At 63.6% G+C, this 25,609-nt stretch carries 23 protein-coding genes; 12 read left to right on the top strand and 11 right to left on the bottom strand.

Annotated features, from left to right (window positions below):
- Positions 1-74 precede the first annotated feature (74 nt).
- A complete protein-coding gene (locus tag HNQ95_RS27445) occupies positions 75-896 on the top strand; it encodes an SDR family NAD(P)-dependent oxidoreductase (RefSeq protein ID WP_067961793.1) in 822 nt (273 codons plus the stop codon).
- Here HNQ95_RS27445 and HNQ95_RS27440 read toward each other — a convergent pair.
- The 5 genes from HNQ95_RS27440 to cckA all read right to left on the bottom strand — a co-directional run bounded on the left by HNQ95_RS27440 (position 869) and on the right by cckA (position 7,741).
- A complete protein-coding gene (locus HNQ95_RS27440; RefSeq protein ID WP_067961791.1) occupies positions 869-2,098 on the bottom strand; it encodes an MFS transporter in 1,230 nt (409 codons plus the stop codon). The two genes, HNQ95_RS27445 and HNQ95_RS27440, sit on opposite strands and share 28 nt — an antisense overlap.
- A 104-nt stretch (positions 2,099-2,202) precedes the next feature.
- Positions 2,203-3,591: a DEAD/DEAH box helicase gene (locus HNQ95_RS27435; protein WP_067961789.1), complete on the bottom strand. Its 1,389-nt coding sequence runs from the start codon at positions 3,589-3,591 to the stop codon at positions 2,203-2,205.
- A 336-nt stretch (positions 3,592-3,927) separates the two neighbouring features.
- Positions 3,928-4,104, bottom strand: a complete 177-nt coding sequence (locus HNQ95_RS27430) for a hypothetical protein (protein WP_182585841.1) — start codon at positions 4,102-4,104, stop codon at positions 3,928-3,930.
- Positions 4,105-4,292: 188 nt separating this feature from the next.
- Complete coding sequence (gene deoD, locus HNQ95_RS27425) at positions 4,293-5,039, bottom strand: purine-nucleoside phosphorylase (RefSeq protein WP_067961787.1); 747 nt, start codon at positions 5,037-5,039, stop codon at positions 4,293-4,295.
- A gap of 101 nt (positions 5,040-5,140) precedes the next feature.
- Complete coding sequence (gene cckA, locus HNQ95_RS27420; RefSeq protein ID WP_067961785.1) at positions 5,141-7,741, bottom strand: cell cycle histidine kinase CckA; 2,601 nt, start codon at positions 7,739-7,741, stop codon at positions 5,141-5,143.
- A 207-nt stretch (positions 7,742-7,948) separates the two neighbouring features.
- Between cckA and HNQ95_RS27415 the strand changes: the two genes are divergently transcribed.
- Positions 7,949-8,686 (top strand): flagellar biosynthetic protein FliO, encoded by a 738-nt coding sequence (locus HNQ95_RS27415; protein WP_067961783.1) that lies wholly within the window; start codon positions 7,949-7,951, stop codon positions 8,684-8,686.
- A gap of 77 nt (positions 8,687-8,763) precedes the next feature.
- Here HNQ95_RS27415 and dksA read toward each other — a convergent pair whose 3' ends face one another.
- Positions 8,764-9,180 carry an RNA polymerase-binding protein DksA gene (gene dksA, locus HNQ95_RS27410; protein ID WP_067961780.1) on the bottom strand — a complete coding sequence of 139 codons (417 nt, stop codon included), beginning with the start codon at positions 9,178-9,180 and terminating at the stop codon, positions 8,764-8,766.
- Positions 9,181-9,424: 244 nt separating this feature from the next.
- Between dksA and HNQ95_RS27405 the strand changes: the two genes are divergently transcribed.
- The 4 genes from HNQ95_RS27405 (at position 9,425) to HNQ95_RS27390 (ending at position 13,171) form a co-directional block, all read left to right on the top strand.
- Complete coding sequence (locus HNQ95_RS27405; protein WP_067961778.1) at positions 9,425-9,928, top strand: SixA phosphatase family protein; 504 nt, start codon at positions 9,425-9,427, stop codon at positions 9,926-9,928.
- 67 nt (positions 9,929-9,995) lie between these two features.
- A complete protein-coding gene (locus tag HNQ95_RS27400) occupies positions 9,996-11,468 on the top strand; it encodes a YcjX family GTP-binding protein (protein ID WP_067961776.1) in 1,473 nt (490 codons plus the stop codon).
- A complete protein-coding gene (locus tag HNQ95_RS27395) occupies positions 11,465-12,544 on the top strand; it encodes a YcjF family protein (protein WP_067961774.1) in 1,080 nt (359 codons plus the stop codon). Before HNQ95_RS27400 ends, HNQ95_RS27395 begins: the two co-directional genes overlap by 4 nt.
- A 114-nt stretch (positions 12,545-12,658) precedes the next feature.
- Complete coding sequence (locus HNQ95_RS27390) at positions 12,659-13,171, top strand: hypothetical protein (protein WP_246341006.1); 513 nt, start codon at positions 12,659-12,661, stop codon at positions 13,169-13,171.
- A 66-nt stretch (positions 13,172-13,237) separates the two neighbouring features.
- Here the strand turns inward: HNQ95_RS27390 and HNQ95_RS27385 are convergent, their stop codons facing one another.
- A complete protein-coding gene (locus tag HNQ95_RS27385) occupies positions 13,238-13,504 on the bottom strand; it encodes a hypothetical protein (protein WP_067961769.1) in 267 nt (88 codons plus the stop codon).
- A gap of 264 nt (positions 13,505-13,768) precedes the next feature.
- Between HNQ95_RS27385 and HNQ95_RS27380 the strand changes: the two genes are divergently transcribed.
- Together HNQ95_RS27380 and HNQ95_RS27375 are read left to right on the top strand one after the other, a co-directional pair.
- A complete protein-coding gene (locus HNQ95_RS27380) occupies positions 13,769-15,613 on the top strand; it encodes a monovalent cation:proton antiporter-2 (CPA2) family protein (protein WP_067961768.1) in 1,845 nt (614 codons plus the stop codon).
- Between the two features lie 66 nt (positions 15,614-15,679).
- Positions 15,680-16,225, top strand: a complete 546-nt coding sequence (locus HNQ95_RS27375; RefSeq protein WP_067966504.1) for a DUF924 family protein — start codon at positions 15,680-15,682, stop codon at positions 16,223-16,225.
- 23 nt (positions 16,226-16,248) lie between these two features.
- Here HNQ95_RS27375 and HNQ95_RS27370 read toward each other — a convergent pair whose 3' ends face one another.
- Positions 16,249-16,824, bottom strand: a complete 576-nt coding sequence (locus HNQ95_RS27370) for a GNAT family N-acetyltransferase (RefSeq protein ID WP_067961766.1) — start codon at positions 16,822-16,824, stop codon at positions 16,249-16,251.
- A 67-nt stretch (positions 16,825-16,891) separates the two neighbouring features.
- On the opposite strand from HNQ95_RS27370, the gene HNQ95_RS27365 reads away from it, so the two are divergent.
- Positions 16,892-18,220 (top strand): DNA polymerase IV, encoded by a 1,329-nt coding sequence (locus HNQ95_RS27365; protein ID WP_067961763.1) that lies wholly within the window; start codon positions 16,892-16,894, stop codon positions 18,218-18,220.
- Positions 18,221-18,260: 40 nt separating this feature from the next.
- Here HNQ95_RS27365 and HNQ95_RS27360 read toward each other — a convergent pair whose 3' ends face one another.
- Complete coding sequence (locus HNQ95_RS27360; RefSeq protein ID WP_210289173.1) at positions 18,261-18,572, bottom strand: YadA-like family protein; 312 nt, start codon at positions 18,570-18,572, stop codon at positions 18,261-18,263.
- 236 nt (positions 18,573-18,808) lie between these two features.
- Positions 18,809-19,819 carry a methyltransferase gene (locus HNQ95_RS27355; protein ID WP_067961760.1) on the bottom strand — a complete coding sequence of 337 codons (1,011 nt, stop codon included), beginning with the start codon at positions 19,817-19,819 and terminating at the stop codon, positions 18,809-18,811.
- 182 nt (positions 19,820-20,001) lie between these two features.
- On the opposite strand from HNQ95_RS27355, the gene HNQ95_RS27350 reads away from it, so the two are divergent.
- The 3 genes from HNQ95_RS27350 to HNQ95_RS34125 all read left to right on the top strand — a co-directional run bounded on the left by HNQ95_RS27350 (position 20,002) and on the right by HNQ95_RS34125 (position 21,741).
- Entirely contained in the window at positions 20,002-20,415 is a 414-nt protein-coding gene (locus HNQ95_RS27350; protein ID WP_067961759.1) for a YciI family protein, read from the top strand.
- A 33-nt stretch (positions 20,416-20,448) separates the two neighbouring features.
- Positions 20,449-21,336: an RNA polymerase sigma factor gene (locus HNQ95_RS27345; RefSeq protein WP_312871020.1), complete on the top strand. Its 888-nt coding sequence runs from the start codon at positions 20,449-20,451 to the stop codon at positions 21,334-21,336.
- Between the two features lie 129 nt (positions 21,337-21,465).
- Positions 21,466-21,741, top strand: a complete 276-nt coding sequence (locus tag HNQ95_RS34125; RefSeq protein ID WP_312871019.1) for an RNA polymerase sigma factor — start codon at positions 21,466-21,468, stop codon at positions 21,739-21,741.
- Between the two features lie 21 nt (positions 21,742-21,762).
- Here HNQ95_RS34125 and dnaE read toward each other — a convergent pair whose 3' ends face one another.
- On the bottom strand, positions 21,763-25,212 hold the full coding sequence (gene dnaE, locus HNQ95_RS27340) for a DNA polymerase III subunit alpha (RefSeq protein ID WP_182575677.1): 3,450 nt from the start codon (positions 25,210-25,212) through the stop codon (positions 21,763-21,765).
- Between the last annotated feature and the right edge of the window lie 397 nt (positions 25,213-25,609).

The following is a 25,609-nucleotide window of genomic DNA, read 5'->3' as shown; positions in this document are numbered from 1 at the left end:
CTTCCTAAAACAGCCTTTCCATATGCATGCCGCCCGGCTAGAGCTACGCAATAGCTACTGCCCAGAGGTTAGAAGTGAGCACATACCGGGCCGACCCGGAACACGGGGTCGCGTGGATTACCGGCGGCAGCACCGGTATTGGCCGCAGCGTGGCCCGCTTGTTGGCAAAACAAGGCTACACGGTTGCCGTCACCGTCCGGGCCAACGACCCGCTCGATACTCTGATCGAGGAAACACGCGGCATGGCCGGAAAGGTGCTGGCCTTTCCCTCCGACGTCACCGACGAGGCTGGAATGGCTGCCGCCGTCGCCGCCATCGAAGCGCAGGCCGGGCCGATCGTGCTCGCGATCTTCAATGCCGGGTCCTACATGCCGGTAACCGGCGAAAACCTGCGCATGGAAGCCTTCCGCCAGAGTTTCGCCGTCAACGTCTTCGGCGTCATCAACGGCCTGGTTCCTGTGATCGAGCGGATGCGCAATCGTGGCCGCGGACATATCGTCTTCATGGGCTCGATCAGTTGTTATTTCGGCTGGCCGACGACGGCCGCCTACGGCGCCACAAAGGCAGCCGTCAACATCATCGCCGAAGCGCTGAAGTTCGACTTCGACAAGATGAACATCCGCACCCAGGTGATGAACCCCGGTTTCATCGACACGCCGCTGACCGAAAAGAGCGCCTATTACATGCCTGCGATGATGCCGGTCGAGGCGGCCGCCGAACGGGTCTGCAAGGCGATACGCAAGAGCGGTTTCGAGGTCACCTTCCCACGCCGCCTGACATGGGCAATGAAGCTGTTGTTCCTGCTGCCGCGACCATTGCGCGAAATGGCGCTGCGCGTTGCCACCCGCTGGAAGATGGAGCCCTTGATCTATCTCAGGCGCTCGAGCTTCGACTGATCCTCGACCACGACCTCGGGCTTTGCGTCACGTGCCCAGAGGTAGATGACGATCGCCGCCCCCAACATCAGCACATAGAACCAGAACAGCGCCGAATAGGCTGCCGTCGGCTGACCCGGCAGCAGATTGGCGGTGACCACTGCGCCTGTCGCGAATTGCATCAGTCCCACGCCGCCGATGGAGAAGAAGTTCATCAGCGTTACGCCCCGCCCGATCAGGTGCGGCGGCAGGAATGCGCGCGCATGCGCCATCAGCAGGCCGTAGGCACCACCAGACACGCCGATGATCACGAAGATGAGCGTGACGGTGGTGACGTCGGTGACGACGTTCAGCGCGAGATAGAGGATCGCCATGAGGCCGATGGTGTTGCCGATGACAGCCACCCACTTGCGGGTGCGGAACATCGTGTCGAGCGGGCCATAGACAAAGGCGCCGGCGACCATGGCGAGCGCCATGAAGAACGTCACCTGCCCGATCAGCAGCGCGTCGGCGCCGTAGACATCGACGAGATAGGGACCGGACCAGAGCCCCCTGATGCCGGTCGTCGGCGCATAATTGATCGCGGTTAGTGGGATGATCGGCCAAAGGACACGCATTCGCAGCAGTTCGAGATAACCGCCGAAACCGATATTGCCCTCTTTCATGTCCTCCGGCGATTTCGGATCACGCACGGCGACCAGCACGGCAAGTGCCGCGGCAATGGTAATGACACCCAGCCCGGCCATAACCGGTCGCCAGCCGAACGCCTCCGCAGCCTGCGCCAGCGGGGCGGCGCCAATGACGTTTCCGGCGGTGCCAAAAGCGACCATCCACGAGGCGAGCACGGCAAAGCGGGCAGTGGAGAAAGTGCGCGCAAATATGAACAGCGATGACATGAGCACCGGCGCGCAACCGATGCCGATCAGCGCCATGGCCGCCGTGACCAACCAGGGAGCAGTTGCCAAGGCAAAGACAAAGGCGCCACCCCCGCCGCCGAGCAAGAGCAGTGTCGAAGCGGTGCGGCGCGGGCCAAACCGGTCGAGTGACACCCCGATGAAAAATTGCGCCAGGGCAAAGGTGATGAAGAAGGCGCCGGAGGCGACGGAGAGTTGCGCCTTGGTGGCACCGAGCTCGGCGGTGAGTGCCGGGGTCAGCACCGCCAGGAAGGAGCGATAGAACTGGGACAGCACATAAGCGATTGCGAGCGTCGCTATTCCGGCCATTCCGTCCCCTCAAACGAAAGGGCGGCCGAAGCACCGCCCCGACCGCCCTAACCTATTCATACAATGCAGCAAATGGACCAGTCAGGCCCGATCTGCTGCACAGATCACGCTGCGCGCGTGTTCGGCTTGCGCGCACCGAAGCGGCGCTTGCCGCCCTTGGGCGCAGCACCCTTCGGAGCGCCGCCAGGCTTGCGGTCGCCGCCGCCATGGCCGCCCTTGGGCTTGCCGCCATTGTTGCCACGCGGGCGCTGACCGCTGGGTCGACGCTCGTCGCGCTCGCCGCGGTCGTTGGCCGGCGTGAAGCCGCGCGGTTCGCCAGCCGGACGCACCGGATCAGGTTCGCCGAGGTGATCGGCGTCGATGGTCAGCTTCATGCGGATGATGCGCTCGACCTGACGCAGCTTGGAGTTTTCCGAAGGATCAACCAGCGTGACCGCGATGCCATTGGCACCGTTGCGGCCAGTACGACCGATACGGTGGACGTAGCTTTCGGCTTCATCAGGCAGATCGAAGTTCACGACGTGGCTGATACCCGGCACGTCGATACCGCGTGCCGCGATATCGGTGGCGACCAGAATGCGAACCTTGCCGGCGCGGAAACCGTTCAGTGCAGCCTGACGTGCGTTCTGCGACTTGTTGCCGTGGATGACGGCGGCGGGGAAACCGTCGCGGTCCAGATCCTTCACGACGCGGTCGGCGCCATGCTTGGTGCGGGCAAAGACCAGAACCGAAGTCATGGCCTCGTCGGCGAGCATCTTTGCCAGGATCTGGCGCTTCTGCTTGGTGCGGGCGAGGATGATGCTCTGGCGGATCTCGGCGGCGGTGGTGCTCTGCGGGGCAACCTCGACGCGGATCGGATCCTTGAGCAGGCCCTGGGCGAGTTCGGCGATCTCCTGAGGCATGGTTGCCGAAAACAGGGCTGTCTGACGGTTGCGCGACGTTGCCTTGGCGATGCGCTTGACGTCATTGATGAAGCCCATGTCGAGCATGCGGTCGGCCTCGTCGAGGACAAGCCATTCGGTGTCGGCCAGAACGAGGTCGCCTTCGCGGACGAGGTCGGTCAGGCGGCCCGGCGTGGCAATCAGCACGTCGACGCCCGGCGCGATCTTCTTGACCTGCGAGAAACGCGACACGCCGCCGAGGACCAGCGCGGTCGAGACGTGCGCGCCCTTGGCGAGCACCTTGATGGTGTCTTCGATCTGCACGGCGAGTTCACGCGTCGGCGCAAGGATCAGCGCACGCGCCGTCTTGGGTCGACGCTTGGTGCCGAGCGCCATGATCTTGGACAGGATCGGCAGCGAGAAGGCCGCAGTCTTGCCTGAACCAGTCTGGGCGATGCCGAGGATGTCGCGGCCAGCCAGCTGCGCCGGGATCGACTCGATCTGGATCGGCTTCGGCTCGTTGAACCCGGCCAACTGGGTCGCCTTGAGCAGCGCGCCGGTAATGCCGAGTTTGGCGAAGCCGTTCAGCTCCGCATTGTTTTCATTCGTCAATATCTTCTTCTTTCGTGCGACGGCTATTCCGCCACAAACAACAATGGCGGCAGGGCGCAACCTGCCGGCCTGAATCTCTCGTGAAACGACAAGGCGGCGGACGACTGTCCGCTCGGCTGCGCTGTCGTGCCCGCTGGCCTCATGCCGCGGGTCTATTCCGCCGCCTGCCGTTACCGGCAAGGGTGAAAACAGACGCAACCAGTCTCTCTAGTGAGAAAGCCGTAAGCCCGGCCCAAGCGCCTATGACGCCGCATATGGATGATTTGGGAGGAAAATGCAAGCCGCCAATGCTGCATCGCAACATTCCAGCTTGGCAGCGTAATGCCGGCTCCGGCCTCACGCGTTGGCGACAACTTCGTTGAGCGCGTCCAGATCGACGTAGAAAATCCGGGTAATGGCGATGATCAGCTCGTCCCCCAGATATCCATATGACTTCAGGATGCTGACCGCGGTGAGTATGTCGACCGGCTCGGTCAGACGCCTCTTCATGCTTTCCTCGACAAACTGTTCCAACTGGCTGTTCCCTTGTCGATTGCCCAGACGCAACGAACACAGACCAGAACGCTCGATAAGAGGTATGGATCGCAGCTTGCGCGGAACTTGCCGGCACCGCCGGACAACCACTCATCGATCGGGAACGCGGGAAACGGTCGACTCACAAGGCCATCATCAGGTTAGCACAGCCGCATATCCATGCTACCTCAGGGACGATCAGGCTCCGCCTCGACCCTTGATGTGCCGATCGCAACGTCGAGGGCAAGCCGGACCATGTCGGAGAACAGCTCCTGGCGCTCGGACGCATCCGTATCCTCGCCATTGACGAGGCTGTCGACAACCGTGCAGATCGACAGCGCCTTGGCTCTGAAGCGCGCGGCGATCGTGTACAGCGCGTTTGTCTCCATATCGACCGCCAGCGCGCCATGGGCACGCACTCCGGCAAAACGCCCGAGCACATCGGGATGATAAAACACGTCGCTCGAGGCCGTCTGGCCGACATAATGGATGATGCCCATTTCGACTGCCCGCCGGGCAGCCCGGCACAACAGCTCGAAGTCGGCGCTCGGCGCGTAGTCGTAGACACCGAAAAGCTGGCGATTGATGGCGCTGTCGCTGCTCGACGATTGTGAAATGACCAGACTGCGCAGCTTGACGTGGTCGGCTAGGCTGCCGCAGGTGCCGACGCGGATCAGTGTCCGTGCGCCATAGGTTTCAAGCAGTTCATGAGCATAGATGGCGAGCGAAGGCGCACCCATACCTGTCGTGTGCAGGCTGATTGGACTGCCGCGATAGCGGCCGGTATAGGCGAGTGCGCCACGCACCCGGTTTATGCAGCGGACATCCTCAAGGAAGGTGGCAGCGATCCATTCGGTACGCTGGGGATCGCCCGGCAGTAGAACGGTTTCGGCGTAGTCGCCTCGTTTCGCCTCATTATGCGGCGTAGTCTGCATCTGTCACCCCCGACGACGCTTCCCCGCATGATGGCATGATCAGCACATACAGGAAAGCTAATAGAAAGTCGGGCAGGACTGACACTGGCTGTACACGATGCCTAGCCTTCTAGCACCTCTTTGACGACGGTCGCCAGTTGCTTGAGAGAGAACGGCTTGGGCAGGAAGCCGAACTGCGCATCCGCCGGCAGGTTCTTGGCAAAGGCGTCTTCGGCATAACCTGATACAAATACGAAGCGGATGTCGGGCTGACGCTTGCGCAGTTCGCCAAGCAGTGTCGGCCCGTCCATCTCGGGCATCACCACGTCCGAGACGACGATGTCGATCTGGCCCTTGAGCTCGTCGAAAATCTCGAGCGCCTCGACGCCCGACGACGCCTCATGCACGGTGTAGCCGCGCGACGTCAGCGCCCTCACCCCGCCCATGCGCACGGCATCCTCGTCCTCGACCAGAAGAACGGTTGCCGAACCGGAAAGGTCCTTGGCGCCATTGGCCTGTGCTGCTTCCGGCTGTTTCGGGGCCGCAGTCACGGCAATCTCGCCGTCCGCCTTTGGCTCCTCGACCGGCATTGGCTTGGCGACATGGCGCGGCAGGAAGATGCGGAACACGGTTCCCTTGCCGACCTCGGAATCGCAGTAGATGAAACCGCCGGTCTGCTTGATGATGCCGTAGACCATCGACAGGCCCAGGCCGGTGCCCTTGCCGACTTCCTTGGTGGTGAAGAACGGCTCGAAAATCTTCTTCAGAACCTCGGGCGCGATGCCGCTGCCGGTGTCCTCGACCTCGACCACGACATAGTCGGCAGGCACCATCTCACGATAGCCATAGGCCTTGCACTCGTCGGCAGGCACGTTCTTGGTGCGGATCATCAGGTCGCCGCCGTCGGGCATCGCGTCGCGCGCATTGACGGCGAGGTTGACCACCACCTGCTCGAACTGGCCGATATCGGCGCGGACCGGCCACAGATCGCGGCCATGATCGATCTTGAGTTTGATGCTGTTGCCGACCAGGCGCGCCACCAGCGTGCGCAGGTCGGCGAGCACGTCGGTAAGGCTCAGCACTTCGGGGCGCAGCGTCTGCTTGCGCGAGAACGCCAGCAGTTGCCTGACCAGAGAAGCGGCGCGGTTGGCATTCTGCTTGATGTTCATGATGTCGGGGAAAGACGGATCCGACGGACGATGGTTGGTCAGCAACAGGTCCGACGCCATGATGATGGCGGTAAGCACGTTGTTGAAGTCATGCGCAATGCCGCCGGCGAGTTGTCCCACCGCCTGCATCTTCTGGCTCTGCGCCATCTGGTTTTCGAGCGCTTTCTGCTCGGTGGTCTCGACCGCATAGACGATCGCCGCCTCTTCGGCGCCCTCGGCATCCGATCCGTCGGCAACCGCATTGACGTAGAAGCGCATATGGCGCTCCTCATTGTCGGGCATCACGGTGTCGATGGGCGCAATATCGGCCTGCCGCTGATGAGCCTTCTCGAGAGCGGCCGCGAAAGCCGCTCGGTCGCGATCGTGGATGACGGTGTCGAGACGGACCTTGCGGTCGACGGCATCCCGATCGACGACAGACGAAAACAGCGACAGGAACGGTGCATTGGTGCGCAGAATGCGGCCATTGTGATCAACGCCGGCGATCGCCATCGGCGTCGAATTGAAGAAGCGCGTGAAGCGCACCTCCGAAGCACGCAATTGTGCGGAAGAGTCCTCGCCCTGGGTGCGATTAAGCACAATCGTGCGCGTCGGCCCGTTGACGCCTTCGCGGCTTGCCGAGACGCGGTGCATGAATCGCACCGGCAAGGCCTCGCCCGCGATGGTCGCAAGATCGAGATCGATGACGGCGTTGCGCGTGGTTCCCGGATCGGCCTTGACCGAGCGGACTAGCGCCATGCCGTCGCCGGCGACGACCTCGTCGAGCGTGACGGCGCCGGGCGTGAAGCTTGCCAGGTCGATGCCCAGCCATTCGGCCAGCGTCGCGTTGACATAGGTGATGCGGCCGTCCTGGTCGGCCGAGAAGAACCCTGCCGGGGCATGGTCGAGGTGATCGATGGCCTGCTGCAGATCGAGAAAGAAGCGCTCCTGCTCGGCTCTTTCTGGAGAAATATCGGCCAGTTGCCAGGCGTTTAGCGGCTGGCGCTGGCTGGGCACCGTGAAAGCGCGTGCCCGCACGCGGTACCAGCGCGCGCCGGGAGCTGCACCTGGGCGAATGGATTGTGCGAGGCGGAACTCGCCATCGTTGGCCTCGCCGTCACGCAGGCCGGACGCGAGCTGCGAGATCGTCGATGACGCTTCGGGCACGTCCGACAGCAGGCCCTCGACAGTCTTCAGGTCCGTGGCGGTCGTAGCCCCGGTCATATCGGCATAAGCGCGGTTGGCGTAGACGACGCGGCCCTTGGCGTCGGTAAGCACCAGGCCTTGCGACATCGAGTCGACAAATGCCTTGGAAAGCCCGTCGGCCGGCGAACGCGGTGCGATCTGGACGAAGCCGATGGCGGTCGCGAAGAGGTAGCCGACGCCGACCATCGCAAGCACGCCGAGCATGCCCATCAGGAACGGGTCGCCGAGCCTCTCGCGAAAGATGCCGAAGACGATTGCCGCCACCGTCAACACGACGATAAAGATGATCAGCCGGGTGATGGCATCGGGGCGCGCTGCCTGATCCACAATCGGAACCGGATAGAAGTCGTTGCGCGTTTCCTTGGCCATGCCCCTGCGAGTCTCTCCGGCTCCTTCGTATTGGAGCGGTTGAATCACATTCTCCTTACCGGGAAAAGGCCTAGCCACAAAAAGGCGGTGCAAGCCCGGGGCAAGATCATGCGCTTAGCGTCAATCATGCCTGTAATGCGTGATGGCAACTTGCCGGGCGCGACAGCTAAGGTTTAGTGTCGCGCGGGGCGGCGACGGGGGTAAGACATGTTTGAATGGCTCGATAGCGTAGCAGGACCTGGATACACGGCGGCGGTGCTGTGGACCTTCGCCGCCCTCGTGCTGCTGGTCATCGTGCTCGTCATCGTCAAGCTGGTCCGCAGCCTGACTTTCGGCACCTTCGTTGCCGGCGGCAGGAACAGGAAGACGCGCCTCGCCGTCATGGACGCGACCGCCATCGACAGCCAGCGGCGGCTCGTTCTGGTGCGCCGCGACGACATCGAACACCTGCTGCTGATCGGCGGGCCGACCGACGTGGTGGTCGAAACCGATATCCGCATGACCGCGCCGCGGCGCCCGGCACTGACCGGCACCGAAGGTGCGCAACAAGCGCCCCAGGCGCCTCGTCCCCAGCAGAGCCCGCAGCAGCCAGCCCCTCGTCCTGCAACGCCGGCGACTGCCAGGCCGCAACAGCAGCAGCAGGCACCAGCGCCGGTCCAGTCACGCCCGGCACCGCCAAAGATGCCCTTGGCTTCGGCACCGCTGGTCACGAACAGCCCGGATCCCAAAACCTATGTTGCGCCAACCTACTCGGCTTCGGCGCGACCTGCACCTGCGCCCGTGGCGGCACCATCGCCGCGCGACCTCATCGACGACACGCTGATGAAGGAGCTCGACGTGTCGCTCGACGACAAGCCGCAAGCCAAACCGGCAAAGCTTGTGGATCCATCGCTCGATGACGAAATGGCCAAGCTGCTTGGCGAACTTACCAGTCACAAGCGGTAAGCTTGACCGACGATCTTGTAATGCGGACAAGAAAAAAGGCGGCCGAAGCCGCCTTTTTCGTTTCTGCCATTCCGCGATCAGTCGTCGCGATAGACTTTTTCGCGGCGCTCGTGACGCTCCTGAGCCTCAATCGACAGCGTAGCGATCGGACGTGCGTCCAGTCGCTTCAGCGAAATCGGTTCACCTGTCTCCTCGCAATAGCCGTAGGTACCCTCGTCAATCCTCTGCAGGGCAGAGTCGATCTTGGAGATCAACTTGCGTTGCCGGTCGCGTGCCCTGAGTTCAATGGCACGGTCGGTCTCGGACGATGCGCGGTCGGCAAGATCCGGATGGTTGGCATTTTCCTGCTGAAGTATTTCGAGGGTTTCGCGAGCTTCGCGGAGGATGTCGTTCTTCCAGGCAACCAACTTAGCTCTGAAGTAAGACTTTTGCCGTTCGTTCATGAACGGCTCCTCATCGGAGGGCACGTAGCCAAGAGTAACGGTATCGTTCATTCGACTCACCCGACAACCCCGTTTTGGCGCCTATATATTCGCGGGCCAAGCCCCACACAAGCGTATTCATCGAAAAGTTTGCGCCGCCCACAATGTCGTGATTCGGACGTGGCAAGAGCGCAACTCTCTCCTCAAGAAACGCGCAATGGCATCGTCCGGTTGCAAGCGGCCTGACGCTTGGCTACATCCAGAGATGACAAGTTGGCGCAGGCTCGTCGCGAGATCGGGCTTCCAGGAGCAACATTTGGGAAAGCTCTACCTTCTCCGACACGCCAAGGCCGGCTGGGCCCTGCCCGGCGTCAGGGATTTCGACCGGCCGCTCGACGCCACCGGCATCGCGGACGCCGAAGCCACCGGCACGGCAATGCGCGCCAACGGCTATGTGCCGGAACTCACACTCTGCTCCAACGCCCGGCGCGCCCGCGAAACCCTGGAGGGCCTCGCCGGCCACGCGGACACCGGCCGGGTCGTCTTCACCGACGACCTCTACAGCGCCGACGCCGCGGGCTATTTCGACAAGATCCGCGAAAATGGCAGGCACGGCTCGATCCTGGTCATCGGCCACAACCCGATGATGGAAGACCTCGCCATGGCTGTTTCAGGCGATGGCGACCAAGCGGCGCTGCATACGCTGCAGACCGGTTTCCCGACCTCGGGCCTGGCCGTGATCCGCTTCGAAGGCGAGCTTTCCGGAGCCGAACTCGGCAATGGCTATCTCGAGGCGTTTCTGACGCCTGCCGATCTTTGAACCCGGCCGCCATTTCAAATCCCTGCAGCGGCACCTATATCCGGCGCGACCGCATGGGGATCGACGATTGGCGTCTCTGACCACCTTCACCGATGAGGCGCGCATTGCGCTCGACACGTTTTCCGGCCGTGCCGCGGGACTTTTCTCGCCGTCTCTGCGGCTCGGAGTGACCGGGTTGTCGCGGGCCGGCAAGACCGTTTTCATCACGTCCTTCGTCCACAATCTGATCCATGGCGGCCGGCTGCCGCTGTTCGAGGCACAGAAATCGGGGCGCATTTCACGCGCTTTCCTCGAAGAACAGCCTGACGACGCCGTGCCTCGCTTCCAGTTTGAGGATCATGTTTCGGCCCTCGTCGACCAGCGCATCTGGCCGGATTCGACCCGCGCGATTTCGGAACTCAGGCTGACCACAGAATTCGAGTCGGCCTCCGGCTGGAACCGCATGTTTTCAGCTGGAAAACTGTCGGTGGACCTCGTCGACTATCCGGGCGAATGGCTGCTCGACCTGCCGCTGCTCGGCAAGAGCTACGACGATTTCTCCCGGGAGGCGTTCGAGCTCGCACGCCTGCCGGTTCGTGCCGACCTGTCGGAAGCCTGGCGTGAGCTTGCCGCCACGGTCAAGCCCGAGGCGGATGCCGACGAGATGACGGCCCGGCGGCTGTTCGAGAGTTTTGCCGCCTATCTCAAGGCCTGCAAGGACGACGAGCGCGCGCTGTCGACGCTGCCGCCCGGCCGGTTCCTGATGCCCGGCGACCTCGAGGGATCACCAGCGCTAACCTTCGCCCCGCTTCCCGGCCTCAGCCAGCGGGCGCGGCCCGGCTCGCTGCACGCGATGATGGAAAGGCGCTACGAGGCCTACAAGACGCATGTGGTGAAGCCGTTCTTCCGCGAACATATCGCGCGGCTCGACCGCCAGATCGTGCTGATCGACGCGATGCAGGCACTGAACGCCGGCCCCGGCGCCATCGCCGACCTCGAGCGCGCGGTGACCGAAATTCTCGCCTGCTTCCGGCCGGGCCGGGGCAATATCCTGACCGACCTGTTCTCGCGACGCATCGACCGCATCCTGGTTGCAGCGACCAAGGCGGATCACCTGCATCACGAGAGCCACGACCGGCTGCAGTCGATCGTGCGCCGGCTCACCGACCGCGCCGTGGCACGCGCCAACCTCTCCGGTGCCGAGGTCGACGTGCTGGCGCTTGCCGCCGTCCGCGCCACCCGCGAAGGCACCGTCAAGCAAGGTCGCGAGACACTGCCCGTCATCATCGGGACCCCGATCGAAGGCGAGACGATCGGCAAGGAACGCTTCGACGGCAACAGTGAAACTGCCATATTTCCCGGGGACTTACCTGACAAGGCTGATGTCGTGTTCCAGGATTTCGGCACCAATCACCGCCAGGATGCGAATGATCCGACGATCCGTTTCGTGCGCTTCCGCCCGCCCCGGCTGGAGCGCACGGCCGAAGGCGTGACGCTGTCGCTGCCGCACATCCGGCTCGACCGCGCGCTGCAATTCCTCATCGGAGACCATCTCGCATGAGCGCTCCCCGAAAACCCGCGGCCTTTCGCATCGAGCCGGAACCGGTAACGGAAGAGACAGCCGTCCGTGCGCCGTCGGCGGCGGCACCGCGCAAGCCGCGCGCGCTGGCAGCCGAAGCCGCTGTGGTGACGCCAGCCGAGTTCGATGTCTTCGACGAGGCGGACATTGCTGCGGCCGAACCACCGCCCGCAACCGCCCAAAGGCGCAGGTCCCGCATCGGCGCGATCTTCCTTACCGCCTTCGGCATCCTGATCTCGCTCGGCGTCGGGCTCTGGACCGACAGGCTGATCCGCGACCTGTTCTCGCGCGCCGACTGGCTCGGCTGGCTGGCGGTGGCCGCCGCAGGCATCGCGGCATCGGCACTTGTGGTGATCCTCGCCCGCGAGCTTCTGGCAGTGTTCCGGCTGGCCTCTGTCGAGCGCCTGCGCAACCGGGCGACTGACGCCATTGCGCGCAACGATCCGGCCGCAGCTCGCAACGTCGTCGACGAATTGTCGAACCTTTTGTCGTCGAAGCCTGAAACGGCGGCGGGCCGGCGCGCGCTCGCCGACCTGCGCGGCGAAGTGATCGACGGCGCCGATCTCGTGCGGCTCGCCGAAGCCGAGATACTGACACCGCTCGACGCGCAAGCGAAGATTCTCATCCTCGACGCCGCCAAGCGTGTGTCGCTGGTAACCGCGGTCAGCCCGCGTGCGCTGGTCGATATCGCCTATGTCGTGTTCGAGGCCGGACGTCTGATCCGGCGCCTGTCTGAACTCTATGGCGGCAGGCCCGGCACGCTCGGCTTCTTCCGGCTTGCCCGTTCGGCCATTGCCCATCTCGCCGTCACCGGCTCGATTGCCGTCGGCGACAGTTTCGTCCAGCAGCTTGTCGGCCACGGCCTTGCCGCCAAGGTGTCGGCCAAGCTCGGCGAAGGCGTGGTCAACGGCATGATGACGGCCCGCATCGGCATCGCCGCGATGGAAACGGCACGGCCCCTGCCCTTTGCCGCGGTCAAGCGCCCCGGCATAGGCGATTTCCTGGCTGCGCTGACCACCTTCGCGACCAAGGACAAGGGCGCCGAAAAGGTCAAATAGACGAAGCATTAACCATTCTTGGTCATGGTCCTCAAAGCTAATCGTTCCAGTTTCCTGCTGTCGGGTGTGCCCATGAAGCGCTTGTTGTTGTCCGCTGTCCTGCCTGCCGTGGCTATGGCGCTGCCGTCCGTCGCGCATGCCGACACGGTCAAGGGCGCCGAGCGCGACAAGAAGTTCTTCAAGACAGTGGAAGGCGAATGGGTCGGGCCGGGCGAGATCGTCGCCGGCAAATACAAGGGTACCAAATTCACCTGCAACTTCACCGGTTCGACCCCTGACGGCACAGTCGGCATGTCTCTCGACGGCGGATGCCGCGTCGGCGTGTTCACGCAGAAGATGTCGGCAACCATCGAACAGAAGGGCCGCAGCGGCTATCGCGGCAAGTTCCTGGACGGCTCCGAAGGCAAGGGCCTCGACATCATCTCCGGCAGTGTTGTCGACGGCCGGAAGGTGATCCTGTCGCTCAACCGCAACCAGCTCAACGGCGTCATGCAGGCACGCATGCCCGACGACAACCTGATGCATGTCACCGTCTCGGTACGCGTCGACAAGCAACTGGTGCCGGTGATCGGCATGAAGCTGTCGCGCGTCGACGGAACCGCCGTCGGAGCCATCGCCAAGAACTGATTCTTCAAATCGCAAAGAAAAAGGGCGGCACCCGTGGTACCGCCCTTTTCGTTTCAGGCCGAAGAATCAGCCCTTGATGGCGGTCAGCAGGTCGTCATAGGCCTTGCAGGCCTCTTCCGACGTCGTCGCACCGGTGTACTTCGTGGCAACTTCCTGCACCTTGGCGGACAGCTCGGCAGCCTTGGCCGGGTCCTTGGTGATGGCTTCCTGAAGCGCGGTCGCCACTTCCTGGCCCTTCTTGGTCAGAACCTCGGCGGTGCATTCGGGCGCCTTCGAGCAGGCCGAAAGGCCAAGCGCGGCAACGCCGAGCACGGCAAACAGCATATTTCTCATGTCAGTCCTCTCCTCGTAGCCGGCAACAAACGCCGGCGGCAGTTCAACCCCACACTGGTCGAAACCGAGCCCGCCTTAGCGTCAAGCCATGTCACACGCAATGGCAGGTTGTGGGGCCAGAGCCATGCCACAGCGATTCGGCGACAATGTTGTGGCGGGACAATTCGATAGGCTGGCCGGGCTGTTCTGAAGCGCCCGAAGCACCTATCTTGGCGCTTTCCCACCAAGCGGTATCAGCCGCACAGCCAAGGATCGAAAAGGCGCATGGCAGCAGAGACAGCGGGTGTCGATCTGGTTCCGGTGGTGGCGCTGCTGGCTGCAGGCGTCGTGGCCGTCCCCATCTTCAAGCGACTCGGCCTCGGCTCCATCCTCGGCTACCTCAGCGCCGGTGTGGTCATTGGCCCATTCGGCATCGGCATCTTCACCGAATCCTCCACCATCCTGCATGTCGCCGAACTCGGCGTGGTGATGTTCCTGTTCATCATCGGCCTCGAAATGCAGCCGTCGCGGCTGTGGGGTCTGCGGCGCGAAATCTTCGGGCTGGGCGCACTGCAGGTCGGCATCTGCGCGGCTCTGTTGACCATGGTTGGCCTCGCCGGAGGTTTCCTGGTCTCCCAATCCTTTGTCGCCGGTGCCGGCTTTGTGCTGACGTCCACCGCAATCGTCATGCAGTTGCTCGACGAGCGTGGCGAGATGTCGACGCCAAAGGGGCAGCGCATGGTTTCGATCCTGCTGCTCGAGGACCTCGCCATCGTGCCTTTGCTGGCTCTGGTGGCCTTCCTGGCGCCGGCAGCCTCCGACACTGGTACGGGCTGGGCCGGGCGGCTGACCGACATCGGCATCGGCGTCGCGTCGATCACCGGACTGGTCATCGCCGGCCGCTATCTGCTCAATCCGTTGTTCCGGGTCCTTGCCGACTCGCGCGCTCGCGAAGTGATGACCGCAGCTGCCTTGCTCGTTGTGCTGGGTGCAGCACTCGCCATGCAACTTGGCGGTCTTTCCATGGCGATGGGTGCGTTTCTCGCCGGCGTGCTGCTGTCCGAATCGACCTTCCGCCATCAGCTCGAAGCCGACGTTGAACCCTTCCGCGGTATCCTGCTCGGCATGTTCTTCATCGCGGTCGGCATGTCACTCGACCTGACGGTCGTGCTGGCCAACTGGCAGATGATCGCCTTCTACGTCGTCGTCTACATGCTGATGAAAGGCATCGGCATCTATGGGGTTGCGCGCTTCCGGAAGTCGGGTCATCGCGAGGCGCTGGAACGTGCCGTCATCATGGCGCAAGGCGGCGAATTCGCCTTCGTGCTCTACTCCTCGGCGCTGGCCGTCGGCATCATCGACGGCGAGGCCAATGCGATCCTGACTGCCATCATCATCATCTCGATGGTGCTGACCCCGTTGGCGATCATGGTGCTGCGCCGCTTCACGCCGCAGGTCGAACAATCGCTCGAAGACGTTGATGTCGCAGCGGAACTCAGTGGCACGGTGCTCGTGATCGGCTTCGGTCGCTTCGGACAGATCGCCAGCCAGCCTTTGCTGCTGCGCGGCGTCGACGTGTCGATCATCGACAACGACGTCGAGATGATCCAGGCGGCCGCCGATTTCGGCTTCAAGATCTATTATGGCGACGGCACCCGGCTCGATATCCTGCATGCGGCAGGCGCCGGACGGGCACGCGCCGTGCTGATCTGCGTCGACAAGGAAGACGTTGCTGTCCGCATCGCACAAAACCTCGCCGCCGAGTTCCCGTTGGTGCCGGTTCTGGCGCGTGCCTATGACCGCGGCACGGCGATGAAGCTCATTCGCGCCGGCGTCGACTATCAACTGCGCGAGACATTCGAATCGGCGATCGTCTTTGGCGGCGCCACGCTCGAAAAGCTCGGCGAGGATCGGGACGACGTCGCCGAGGTGATCGAGGAAGTGCGCCGCCGTGACGCCGCACGGCTGGAGATGCAGTTCGCCGGCGACATCCACGCCGGCGGCGACTTCCTGCAAGGCAATATCGCCGGGCCGGTGCCGACACCGCTGACACCGCCGCGCCGTACCGCCAAGGCCCTTAACGAGGAAGCAGCGGACGCGATCGCCAAGAGGGTCGTGCCTGGCGAATGATGGATTTGCCGTCGCGCGTCGATGGGCTACGCGCGATGCCACAGTGAAAGCAACGAGGAGCCGAAGATGATCGACAGGCAGCGTGCAACCGAAGTGGTCGCCTTTTGGCGCGAATCCGGGCCGGAAAGCTGGTTCCGCAAGGACGAGATGTTCGACGACAGCTTCCGCAGCCGCTTCGGCGACCTGCACATGGCCGCCGCCAAGCGCCAGTGCGACCACTGGGCAGACGATGCCGAGGGGGCGCTGGCGCTGATGATCCTGCTCGACCAGTTTCCGCGCAATTGCTTCCGTGGCAGCGGCCACATGTATGCCACCGATCCGCTCGCCCGCCATTTCGCGCGCCGGGCGGTGGCCGACGGCCACGACATGGCGACGGATGGGCCAATCCGGGTGTTTTTCTATCTGCCGTTCTCGCATTCCGAGACGCTGGCCGATCACGACACCCCGCTCGAACGCTCGACGGCGCTTGGCGGCGACTACCTCAAGCACGCCATCGGTCATCGCGACATCGTCGCCCGTTTTGGCCGCTTCCCGCACCGCAACTTCATCCTCGGCCGCGAATCGACCGAGCAGGAGCTGGCGTTTCTCGAAGCCGGCGGCTTTTCAGGTTAAGTTGCTTCCGCCGTAGCCACGCCTCACAGTTCAAGACGCATCAGCGGCCGGCCCGGCTTCCGCTCGATTGCGCGCGTAAACCCCGCCTTTTCGAACACCCGCGTCGAGCCGACAAACAGGCTGACCGGGTGTTTGCCGTTCGATTGGTCGATTGGGCAGGCTTCAAGCACGCGGGCACCCGCCTGGCGCGCGAATGCGACACCGGCGTCGACAAGCCGGTGCGTCACACCCTGGCCGCGTGCCTTGCCGCGGATGAAGAAGCAGGAAATGGCCCAGACGGCTGGATCGCCGGCATCCTCTGGTGACAACGGCGCGGAGCCCCTGCCCTTGTTGTTGAATTCGGGCACGTCGGCGCGCGGGCCGATCTGCATCCAGCCGACCGCTTCGCCATCCGAGAATGCCAGCAGGCCCGGCGGCGGGCCGGCCGCGATTCGCGTCTTGATGTGATCCTTGTTGCTCTCGCGTTTGCTGTTCCGCCTGACCGCCGGCGGCAGCCTGAAATAGGTGCACCAGCAGCCATAGCAGGCGCCCTGCTTGCCGAACAAATCCTCAAAATGTGGCCACAGATCCGGTGTCAGCGGCGAAATGGCATCAGTCATGGCATGGCTCCAGAGCGCAGCCTTGTCCCGACGGGGCAGCTGACATAAAATCGCGCTTGTTCTCTTTATGTTCGCAGCGAAGGCGATGCCTGTCAACGATCCCAGCCACGGTTTTTGCCGCGACTGCCTTGCCCTTCAGCGTGGGTCGGGACCGCGCTGCCACGGCTGCGGCAGCCCGCGCCTGTTGCGCCATCCCGAGCTTTACAAGCTGCACCTCGCCCATATCGACTGCGATGCCTTCTATGCGGCAGTCGAAAAGCGCGACAATCCCGAGCTCAAGGACAAGCCGGTCATCATCGGCGGCGGCAAGCGCGGCGTGGTCTCCACGGCCTGCTACATCGCCCGTATCCATGGCGTGCGCTCGGCAATGCCGATGTTCAAGGCGCTGGAGGCCTGTCCAGAGGCGGTCGTGATCAGCCCCGACATGGAAAAATACGTCCGCGTCGGGCGCGAGGTGCGCTCGATGATGCAGGCGCTGACGCCGCTGGTGGAGCCGCTGTCGATCGACGAGGCCTTTCTCGACCTTGACGGCACCGAGCGCCTGCATGGCCTGCCGCCGGCCCTTGTGCTCGCCCGCTTTGCGGTTGCCGTCGAGAAAGAGATCGGCATCACCGTCTCCGCCGGCCTGTCCTACTGCAAGTTCCTCGCCAAGGTCGCTTCCGACCTGCGCAAGCCGCGCGGCTTTACCGTCATCGGCGAGGCCGAGGCGCTCGCCTTCCTCGCGCCACAGCCGGTGACGATGATCTGGGGCGTCGGAAAAGCCTTTGCCGCGACGCTCGAAAGCGACGGCATCCGCAGCATCGGCCAGTTGCAGCGCATGGACCGCGGCGACCTGATGCGGCGCTACGGCACGATGGGGAGCCGGCTCTATCACCTGTCGCGCGGCCAGGACGATCGCCAGGTGTCGCCCGACCAGGAAGCCAAGAGCGTTTCGGCGGAAACCACCTTCGATACCGATCTCGCGTCGTCGGCGGAGCTGGTGCCTGTGCTGCGTGCGCTGTCGGAAAAGGTCTCGGCGCGGCTGAAGAAGGCAAACATTGCCGGCCGCACCGTCGTGCTCAAGCTCAAGAGCCAGGACTTCAAGCTCCGGACGCGCAACCGCCAGCTGACCGACCCGACACGGCTTGCCGACCGCATCTTCCAGACCGGCATGCAGCTTTTGTCGAAGGAAACCGACGGCACAAAGTACCGTCTGCTCGGCATCGGTGTCAGCGACCTCTCCGATGACGAACGCGCCGACCCGCCCGATCTCGTCGACGTCCAGTCGCGCAAGCGGGCGCTGGCCGAAGGCGCCATCGACGTGCTGCGCGGCAAGTTCGGCAAGAACGCCGTCGAGACCGGCTACACCTTCGGCAAAGGCCGCAATGCGCATCCGCCCGAGGCGCTGGACGACTGAAACGCAACGCGGCAAGCACGTCTGCTGGACAAGTGTCTCGCTACCAGGCGAATGTCAGGCCGGCGCGGCTGCCCACCGTGCCGTGGCGCGCGCCGACAACGATGCCGCCATGCAGGCGCAGATTGTCGTTGATGCGCATGGCTGCGGTTCCGGCAAAGCCGTTCTCGCCCTCGAAGTTGCCCCAGTTGATCGACATCGCGAAGTCCTTGTCGGAAGGCAACGTGCCGCCCGCCATCGCCAAGGCAATGGAGCTGCCTTCATAGGCCTTGCCGATGCTGCCGGAGAAGCTGCCCTCGAGCGCGGCGACGCGGCCGTCGAGCGAAGCGATCGTGTCCGGCCCGAAGTTCGACATCGCCAGATTGCCGCCGACCCCCATTTTGCTGCTGCCATGCTGATCTTCCCCAAGAGCGCGCACAGGTGGGGCAAATCAAACACAAGTCTGGGAGTCGCGTATCCGGCAGATGCCGGATGAAATCTGCTTCGCAGCAGATTCAGCGGGTGCTCGAGCCGAGTATTTTTGGAGTTTTCACCGGCGCCATCGCCGATGCCAGTCAGGGGCGCTCCCGCAGTTGCTTCAGCGGATACAGGTCACGCCGGCTCGCCTTCGACAATGCTGATACGCGGCCCGGCGTCGATCACCTTGGTCAGCCGGAAGCCGGATGCTGCGAACAGCGCCGCGAACTCGTCCTTGGTTCTTTCCTGTCCGCCGGGTACCGCCAGCATGTTGAGGTCGGCGAATTTGGCGCGCGCGCCTTCGTTCGGTGGCGCGAGAACAGCTTCGAGTACGACCAGCGTCCCATCCGGCCGGATTGCCCGCCGGCAGCTTTTCAGCACGGCGATCGAGCGCTCGTCGTCCCAGTCGTGCAATATCCATTTCATGACATGTGCATCGGCACCCTCCGGCACGGCAGCGAAGAAGTCGCCGCCGACCACCTCGCAGCGATCGGCGACCGACGCCGCATTGAGAACGGCACCGGCGCCCTCGACCACCATCGGCTGGTCAAACAGGATGCCGCGCTGCGGCGGATTGCGGGCAAGGATCGCCGCCAGCAAGGCGCCCTGGCCGCCGCCGACATCCATGATGACGTCGAAGCGGCCGAAGTCGTAGGCCGCAAGCACCGCCGCAGCGACTGCCGGCACGAAGGACGACATCGCCCGGTCGAAGATCAGCGACTCCTCTGGATGATCGATGCGGTACTGCCAGACACCGGTGCCATGCGCATGCACGAACGCGTTCTCGCCGGTGCGCACGCTGTGCAACAGCTCACCCCAGGCGTCGCGGTAGTAGGCTCGGCCAACCATGCGCGCCCAGGGTGCGACGGATTGCTCGGCATCCGAACGCAGCCCCGACCCAAGCGTCGTCAGGGAAAACTGCCTGGTCGCCCCTTCATGGAGCACACCGACCGAAGCAAGCGCACGCAACAGGCGGTAGAGCGCCTGCGGGTGAGACCCGGTCGCAGCGGCGAGATCGTCGCTGGAACGCGGTCCGTTCGTCAGTTCATCGGCAATGCCAAGGGTTGCGGCGACGCAGATCGCCTGGGACACCTGATACCCATTCACCATCTGCATGAGGTCTGCTGCGGCGGCTTTCTCGTCCATGACGGCGCCCTCTCACTGGCCGAGGCAAAGTACCAGCAGTGATGAGGCGCCGCAACGAAGCAAAGTATTGCACGCGGCAAGAAATCGCCAACGGCTTTGTCGATCCTGCTGCCTTCTGCTCGTCGTGTTGGCAGACTAGGCTCAGACAATGGTGTCGGGCCTCATTATGCGGGAGCAAACCAATGCGTTTCATGTTCGTGATCAAGGCCAGCAAGGACTCCGAAGCGGGCGTCATGCCGCCGGCGGAAATGATCTCAGCCATGGCCGACTATCACGGAGAACTGGCCAAGGCCGGTGTGCTGCTCGACGGCAGCGGCCTGCAGCCGAGCTCCAAGGGTTGGCGCATCACATGGTCTGGCGGCAAGAAGACCATCACTGATGGCCCCTTTGCCGAGACCAAGGAACTGATCGCCGGCTACACGATCATCCAGGTGAAGACGCGCGAGGAAGCGATGGAATGGGCCAACCGCTTTCCCAACCCGCAGATCGAGAACGGTCAGATCGAGATACGCCAGATGTTCGATCTCGAGGATTTCGAGCCCAGCGAAGGCATCGATCGCTTTCGCGAAATGGGCATCGCGCAAGACAGGCCATAGATGGCCGCAAACCATGGCCCTCCGCAGCCAACGATGCCGACCGACTTTGTTTCTGATGACAGCGTCGCCAGAAGCCGCGCGACGCACAGGGCCATCGAGACAGTGTTCCGCATGGAGCGGGCGCGGATCGTGGCGGCACTCACCCGGTTCACCCGCAGCGTCGACCTGGCGGAAGAGTTGGCCCAGGATGCCCTTATCGCGGCACTGCGCAACTGGCCCGTTTCAGGCATCCCGGACAAGCCCGGCGCCTGGCTGATCACTTCGGCCAGGCGCCGGGCCATCGACCATTTTCGGCGTGCCAAGATGGCAAACGGCAAACTCGCACTGCTGGGTATCGATGCCGACGTCGAGGCAATGGCCGAGCCAGAGGACGGGATGGGTGACGACATGCTCGGACTGATGTTCGTGTCCTGCCATCCGGTGCTTTCGCCCGACGCACGGGCGGCACTCACCTTGCGGTTGGTCGGTGGCCTGACCACGGAAGAGATCGCCCGCGCCTACCTGGTTTCCGAAGCAGCGATGGCGCAGCGCATCATCAGGGCCAAGCGCACTCTGTCGGACGCTTGCGTGCCGTTCGAGGTGCCTGCCGGCCAGGATCGCGCCGACCGGCTGAGCTCGGTGCTCGAAGTGCTCTATCTCGTCTTCAACGAAGGCTATTCCGCCACCCGCGGCGACGATTGGATGCGGCCACAACTCTGTCAGGAGGCGATGCGGCTGGGGCGGATGCTGGCGCTGCTTGCACCCAATGACGCCGAAGTTCACGGCCTGATCGCATTGATGGAAATCCAGGCATCCCGCTTGCCGGCCCGCACCGATGCCGAAGGCAAGCCGATCCTGCTGCTCGACCAGATCAGATCCCGCTGGGACCATCTGCTGATCAAACGCGGCTTGGCAGCACTCGCCAAGGCCGAAGCCACGTAGCAACGGGGCCCCTATACGCTGCAGGCGGCGATTGCCGCCTGCCATGCCCGGGCGCACACGGCCGAAGAGACCGATTGGCCGCAAATCGCGGCTCTCTACGCGGCGCTGGCCGCGCTTGTGCCGTCACCCGTGATCGAGCTGAACAGGGCCATGGCGCTGGCGATGGCATTCGGCCCGGCAGCCGGACTGGAGCTCGCCGACCAGCTGATGCAGGAGCCGGCGCTGCGCAACTATCACCTGCTGCCAAGCGTGCGCGCCGACCTGCTGATGAAGCTCGGTCGCCTTGGCGAGGCGCTTGGCGAGTTCGAACGGGCGGCTGCACTAACCCAGAACGCGCCCGAGCGGGCCATGCTTGTGGAACGGGCTCAGCTCTGCCGGGTCGAATTGGCTGACAAGCAGAAGTGACGCCGCGGACAATCGCGCCGGCTAGACCAGCTCGACCTCGACAACTCCCGGCACGGCGCGCATCGCCGAAGCGATCGACGGCGTGATGCGGTAGCGTTCACGTAGCTCGATTTCGATCTCGCCCTCGGCCTCGCCCTTGAGCACGATGAAGCTTACCTCGCCTTCGCCGCGCACCGTCAGCTGGTTGGACAGCATGTTGAGCGGAGCCGCGTCGCGCACGAAGATGCGCAGCGTCTTCTGCACCCGGCTCGCTTCGTCCTCGAGCGACTGCACAGTCTGGATGCGCAGGTTGACGCCTTCGGGGCGATCCTCGGCGGCAACGGTGACGACCACCGATTTGCCGGGTTCACACAGGTCGCGATACTGCGCCAGCGTCTCCGAGAACATCACCGCTTCATACTGGCCCGAAACGTCAGAGAACTGGACGATGCCCATCTTGTTACCAGTCTTGGTCTTGCGTTCCTGCTTGGTGGTGACGGTACCGGCCAGACGCCCTGCAGTCGCACCACGCTTCACGGCAGCGGCAAAGTCGGCCCAATTCTGGACGCGCATCTTCTCAAGTGCGGCCTTGTATTCGTCGAGCGGATGCGCCGAGAGGTAGAAGCCGACGACCTGGAATTCGCGATGCAGGCGATCGGCGGCAAGCCAAGCATCGGCGACCGGCAGGTGCAGCGACGGCGCCTGCCCTGAGGCAGCACTGCCGAAGATGTCGGACTGGCCAAGGGTGGCATTTTCGTGGGCGCGGGAGGCAAGGCCCATCATGCGCTCGATGCCCGCCATCATCGCCGCGCGCTCGTGGCCGAAACAGTCGAGCGCGCCGGCCATGATCAGGCTTTCAAAGACACGCTTGCCGACCAGTTTCGGGTCGATGCGCTCGCAGAAGTCGGCGAGGCTGGCGAAGGGCTTTTCCTGGCGCTTGGCAACGATGTGGTGCACCGCCGCCTCACCCACGCCTTTGATCGCGGCGAGCGAGTAGAAGATCTTCTTCTCGCCGACCTCGAAGTCGCGGAAGCTGGTCATAACCGACGGCGGCACGACATCGATGCCGAGCCGCATCGCATCCTGGCGGAAGTCGTTCAGCTTGTCCGTGTTGGACATATCGTAGGTCATCGAGGCCGCGAGGAACTCGACCGGATAGTGTGCTTTCAGATACGCCGTCTGGTAGGAGACGATGGCGTAGGCTGCGGCGTGCGACTTGTTGAAGCCGTAGTCGGCAAACTTGGCGAGCAGGTCGAAGATGGCGTTGGCCTGCGGTTTGCTGACCTTCTTGTCCATGGCACCGGTGACGAAGCGCTCGCGCTGCTTGTCCATCTCGGCGCGGATCTTCTTGCCCATGGCGCGGCGCAGCAGATCGGCTTCGCCGAGCGAATAGCCCGACAGCACCTGCGCGATCTGCATGACCTGCTCCTGGTAAACGATGACGCCTTGCGTCTCCTTCACCAGATAGTCGATCATCGGATGGATCGAGGCGATCTCCTCGTCACCATGCTTGCGGGCGTTGTAGGTCGGGATGTTCTCCATCGGGCCGGGGCGGTAGAGTGCCACCAGCGCGATGATGTCCTCGACCTGGTCGGGCTTCATGCCGATCAGCGCCTTGCGCATGCCGGCACTTTCAACCTGAAAGATGCCGACGGTCTCGCCGCGCGACAGCATGGCGTAGGTCAGCGGATCGTCGAGCGGGATCAGCGCGAGGTCGATGTCGACGCCCTTGCGGCTGATGAAATGCACCGCCTTTTGCAGCACCGTCAGCGTCTTCAGGCCGAGGAAGTCGAACTTCACCAGTCCGGCCTGCTCGACATATTTCATGTTGAACTGGGTGACCGGCATGTCCGAGCGCGGGTCTCGATACATCGGCACCAGTTCGGACAACGGGCGGTCACCGATGACAATGCCGGCGGCGTGCGTCGAGGCGTGGCGGTAGAGGCCCTCGAGCTTCTGTGCCATGTCGAGCAGCGTCTGCACGATCGGCTCGCGTTCTGCCTCCTCGGCAAAGCGCGGCTCGCCCTCGATCGCCTGGGCCAGCGTCACCGGATTGGCCGGGTTCTGCGGCACCATCTTGGTGAGCTTGTCGACCTGCCCATAAGGCATCTGCAGAACGCGGCCAACGTCGCGCAGCACGGCGCGCGCCTGCAGCGTACCGAAGGTGATGATCTGACCGACCTGCTCGCGACCATACTTGCCGACCACATAACGGATCACCTCTTCGCGGCGGTCCTGGCAGAAGTCGATGTCGAAGTCGGGCATCGAGACGCGGTCGGGGTTGAGGAAGCGCTCGAACAGCAGCGAGAAACGCAGCGGATCGACATCGGTGATGGTCAGCGCATAGGCAACCAGCGAGCCTGCACCTGAACCACGGCCGGGGCCGACCGGGATGCCCTGTTGCTTGCCCCATTTGATGAAGTCGGCAACGATCAGGAAGTAGCCCGGGAATTTCATTCGCTCGATGATGCCAAGCTCATATTCGAGCCGTTCCTGGTACTGTTCGGGCGTGTAGCCGGTCGACAGGCCACGCGTTTCCAGGCGCATCGCAAGACCTTCGCGAGCCTGGCGGGACAGTTCCGCCGCTTCGGCGGCAACCGCCGCGTCGGCATCGGCGATGTCGCCACCGGTGAATCGCGGCAGGATCGGATTGCGGTTCTTGGGATAGTAGGAACAGCGCCTGGCGATCTCGACGGTGTTGTCGATCGCCTCAGGCAGATCAGCAAAAAGCTCTGCCATCTCCTTCTGCGACTTGAGGAAATTGTCCGGCGTCAGCCTGCGGCGATTGTCCTCGGCGACGACCGAACCCTCGGCGATGGCAATGAGCGCGTCATGGGCCTCGAAGTCGGCACGCTTGGCGAAGAACGCCTCATTGGTGGCGACCAGCGGCAGATAGTGGCGATAGGCGAGTTCGATCGTTGCCGCCTCGATCATGCGGTCATAGCCGGCCAGACGCTCGAGTTCGACGTAAAGCCGATCGCCGAACATCTGCTTCAGGGTCAGCAGGCGGCTTTCGGCAATTGCCGTGTGGTCGCTCTTGATCGCGGCACCGACCGGCCCGCGTGGGCCACCGGTCAGGCAGATAATACCGTCCGCTGCGGTGGCGAGCCAATCGAGCTTGGCGTGCACCGGTTCGCCGTTCGGGGTTTCGAGATAGAGCCGGCTGACCAGCCTGACAAGGTTGGCGTAGCCGGTCTCGGTCGCGGCAATCAGAACCACCGGAAACAGATCGAGTGCCTGCTTCCAGCCCTGGCCGCGTTGGGTGCTGTCGCCACCGTCTGCAAAGTCAACGTCGACCTGGCAAGCGATCAATGGCTGCACACCATCCTTGGTGGCCTTCTGGGCAAACTCCAGCGCGCCGAACAGGTTGTTGGTGTCGGCAACCGCGATGGCGGGCGCCTCGTCCTTGGCAGCGTGTCCGACGACCTTGTCGAGCTTCAGGGCACCTTCGAGCAGCGAATAGGCAGAGTGAACGCGCAGATGAATGAACATCCGGTCGGAAGTCTCTGGTTTTTCTGCCCTTATGAGCGCTTCACGCTTCAGGGGATCGCGTGGGAGCCTGTCACTCGACATCGAATCGTCTGCCATTTACCTGGAAATTCCGTAGCCATGTTCGGCCACGCCAGCCACCATGTCCATCCCGCAAGGGGTCGCGTCGGAAACCGCTTGTGGAGTATCATGCCAACCGTCGTCCTGCGACGTTCAGGTGTCGCCTTGCCGGTTGCCTGCGGCGGCAAAACCTGAAACCTTGCCGACAACAATTTTTCCTCTGAGTAGAAATAGGGACGATCGCTATGAAAACCCGCGCCGCCGTTGCCGTTGGAGCCGGAAAGCCGCTCGAGATCATGGAGGTGGACCTCGAGGGGCCGCGCGAGGGCGAGGTGCTGGT

Source organism: Aminobacter ciceronei (assembly GCF_014138625.1).
Classification (GTDB): domain Bacteria; phylum Pseudomonadota; class Alphaproteobacteria; order Rhizobiales; family Rhizobiaceae; genus Aminobacter; species Aminobacter ciceronei.
Note: the sequence above shows the minus strand (reverse complement) of the source record. Positions and strands in the feature narration are given on the sequence as shown.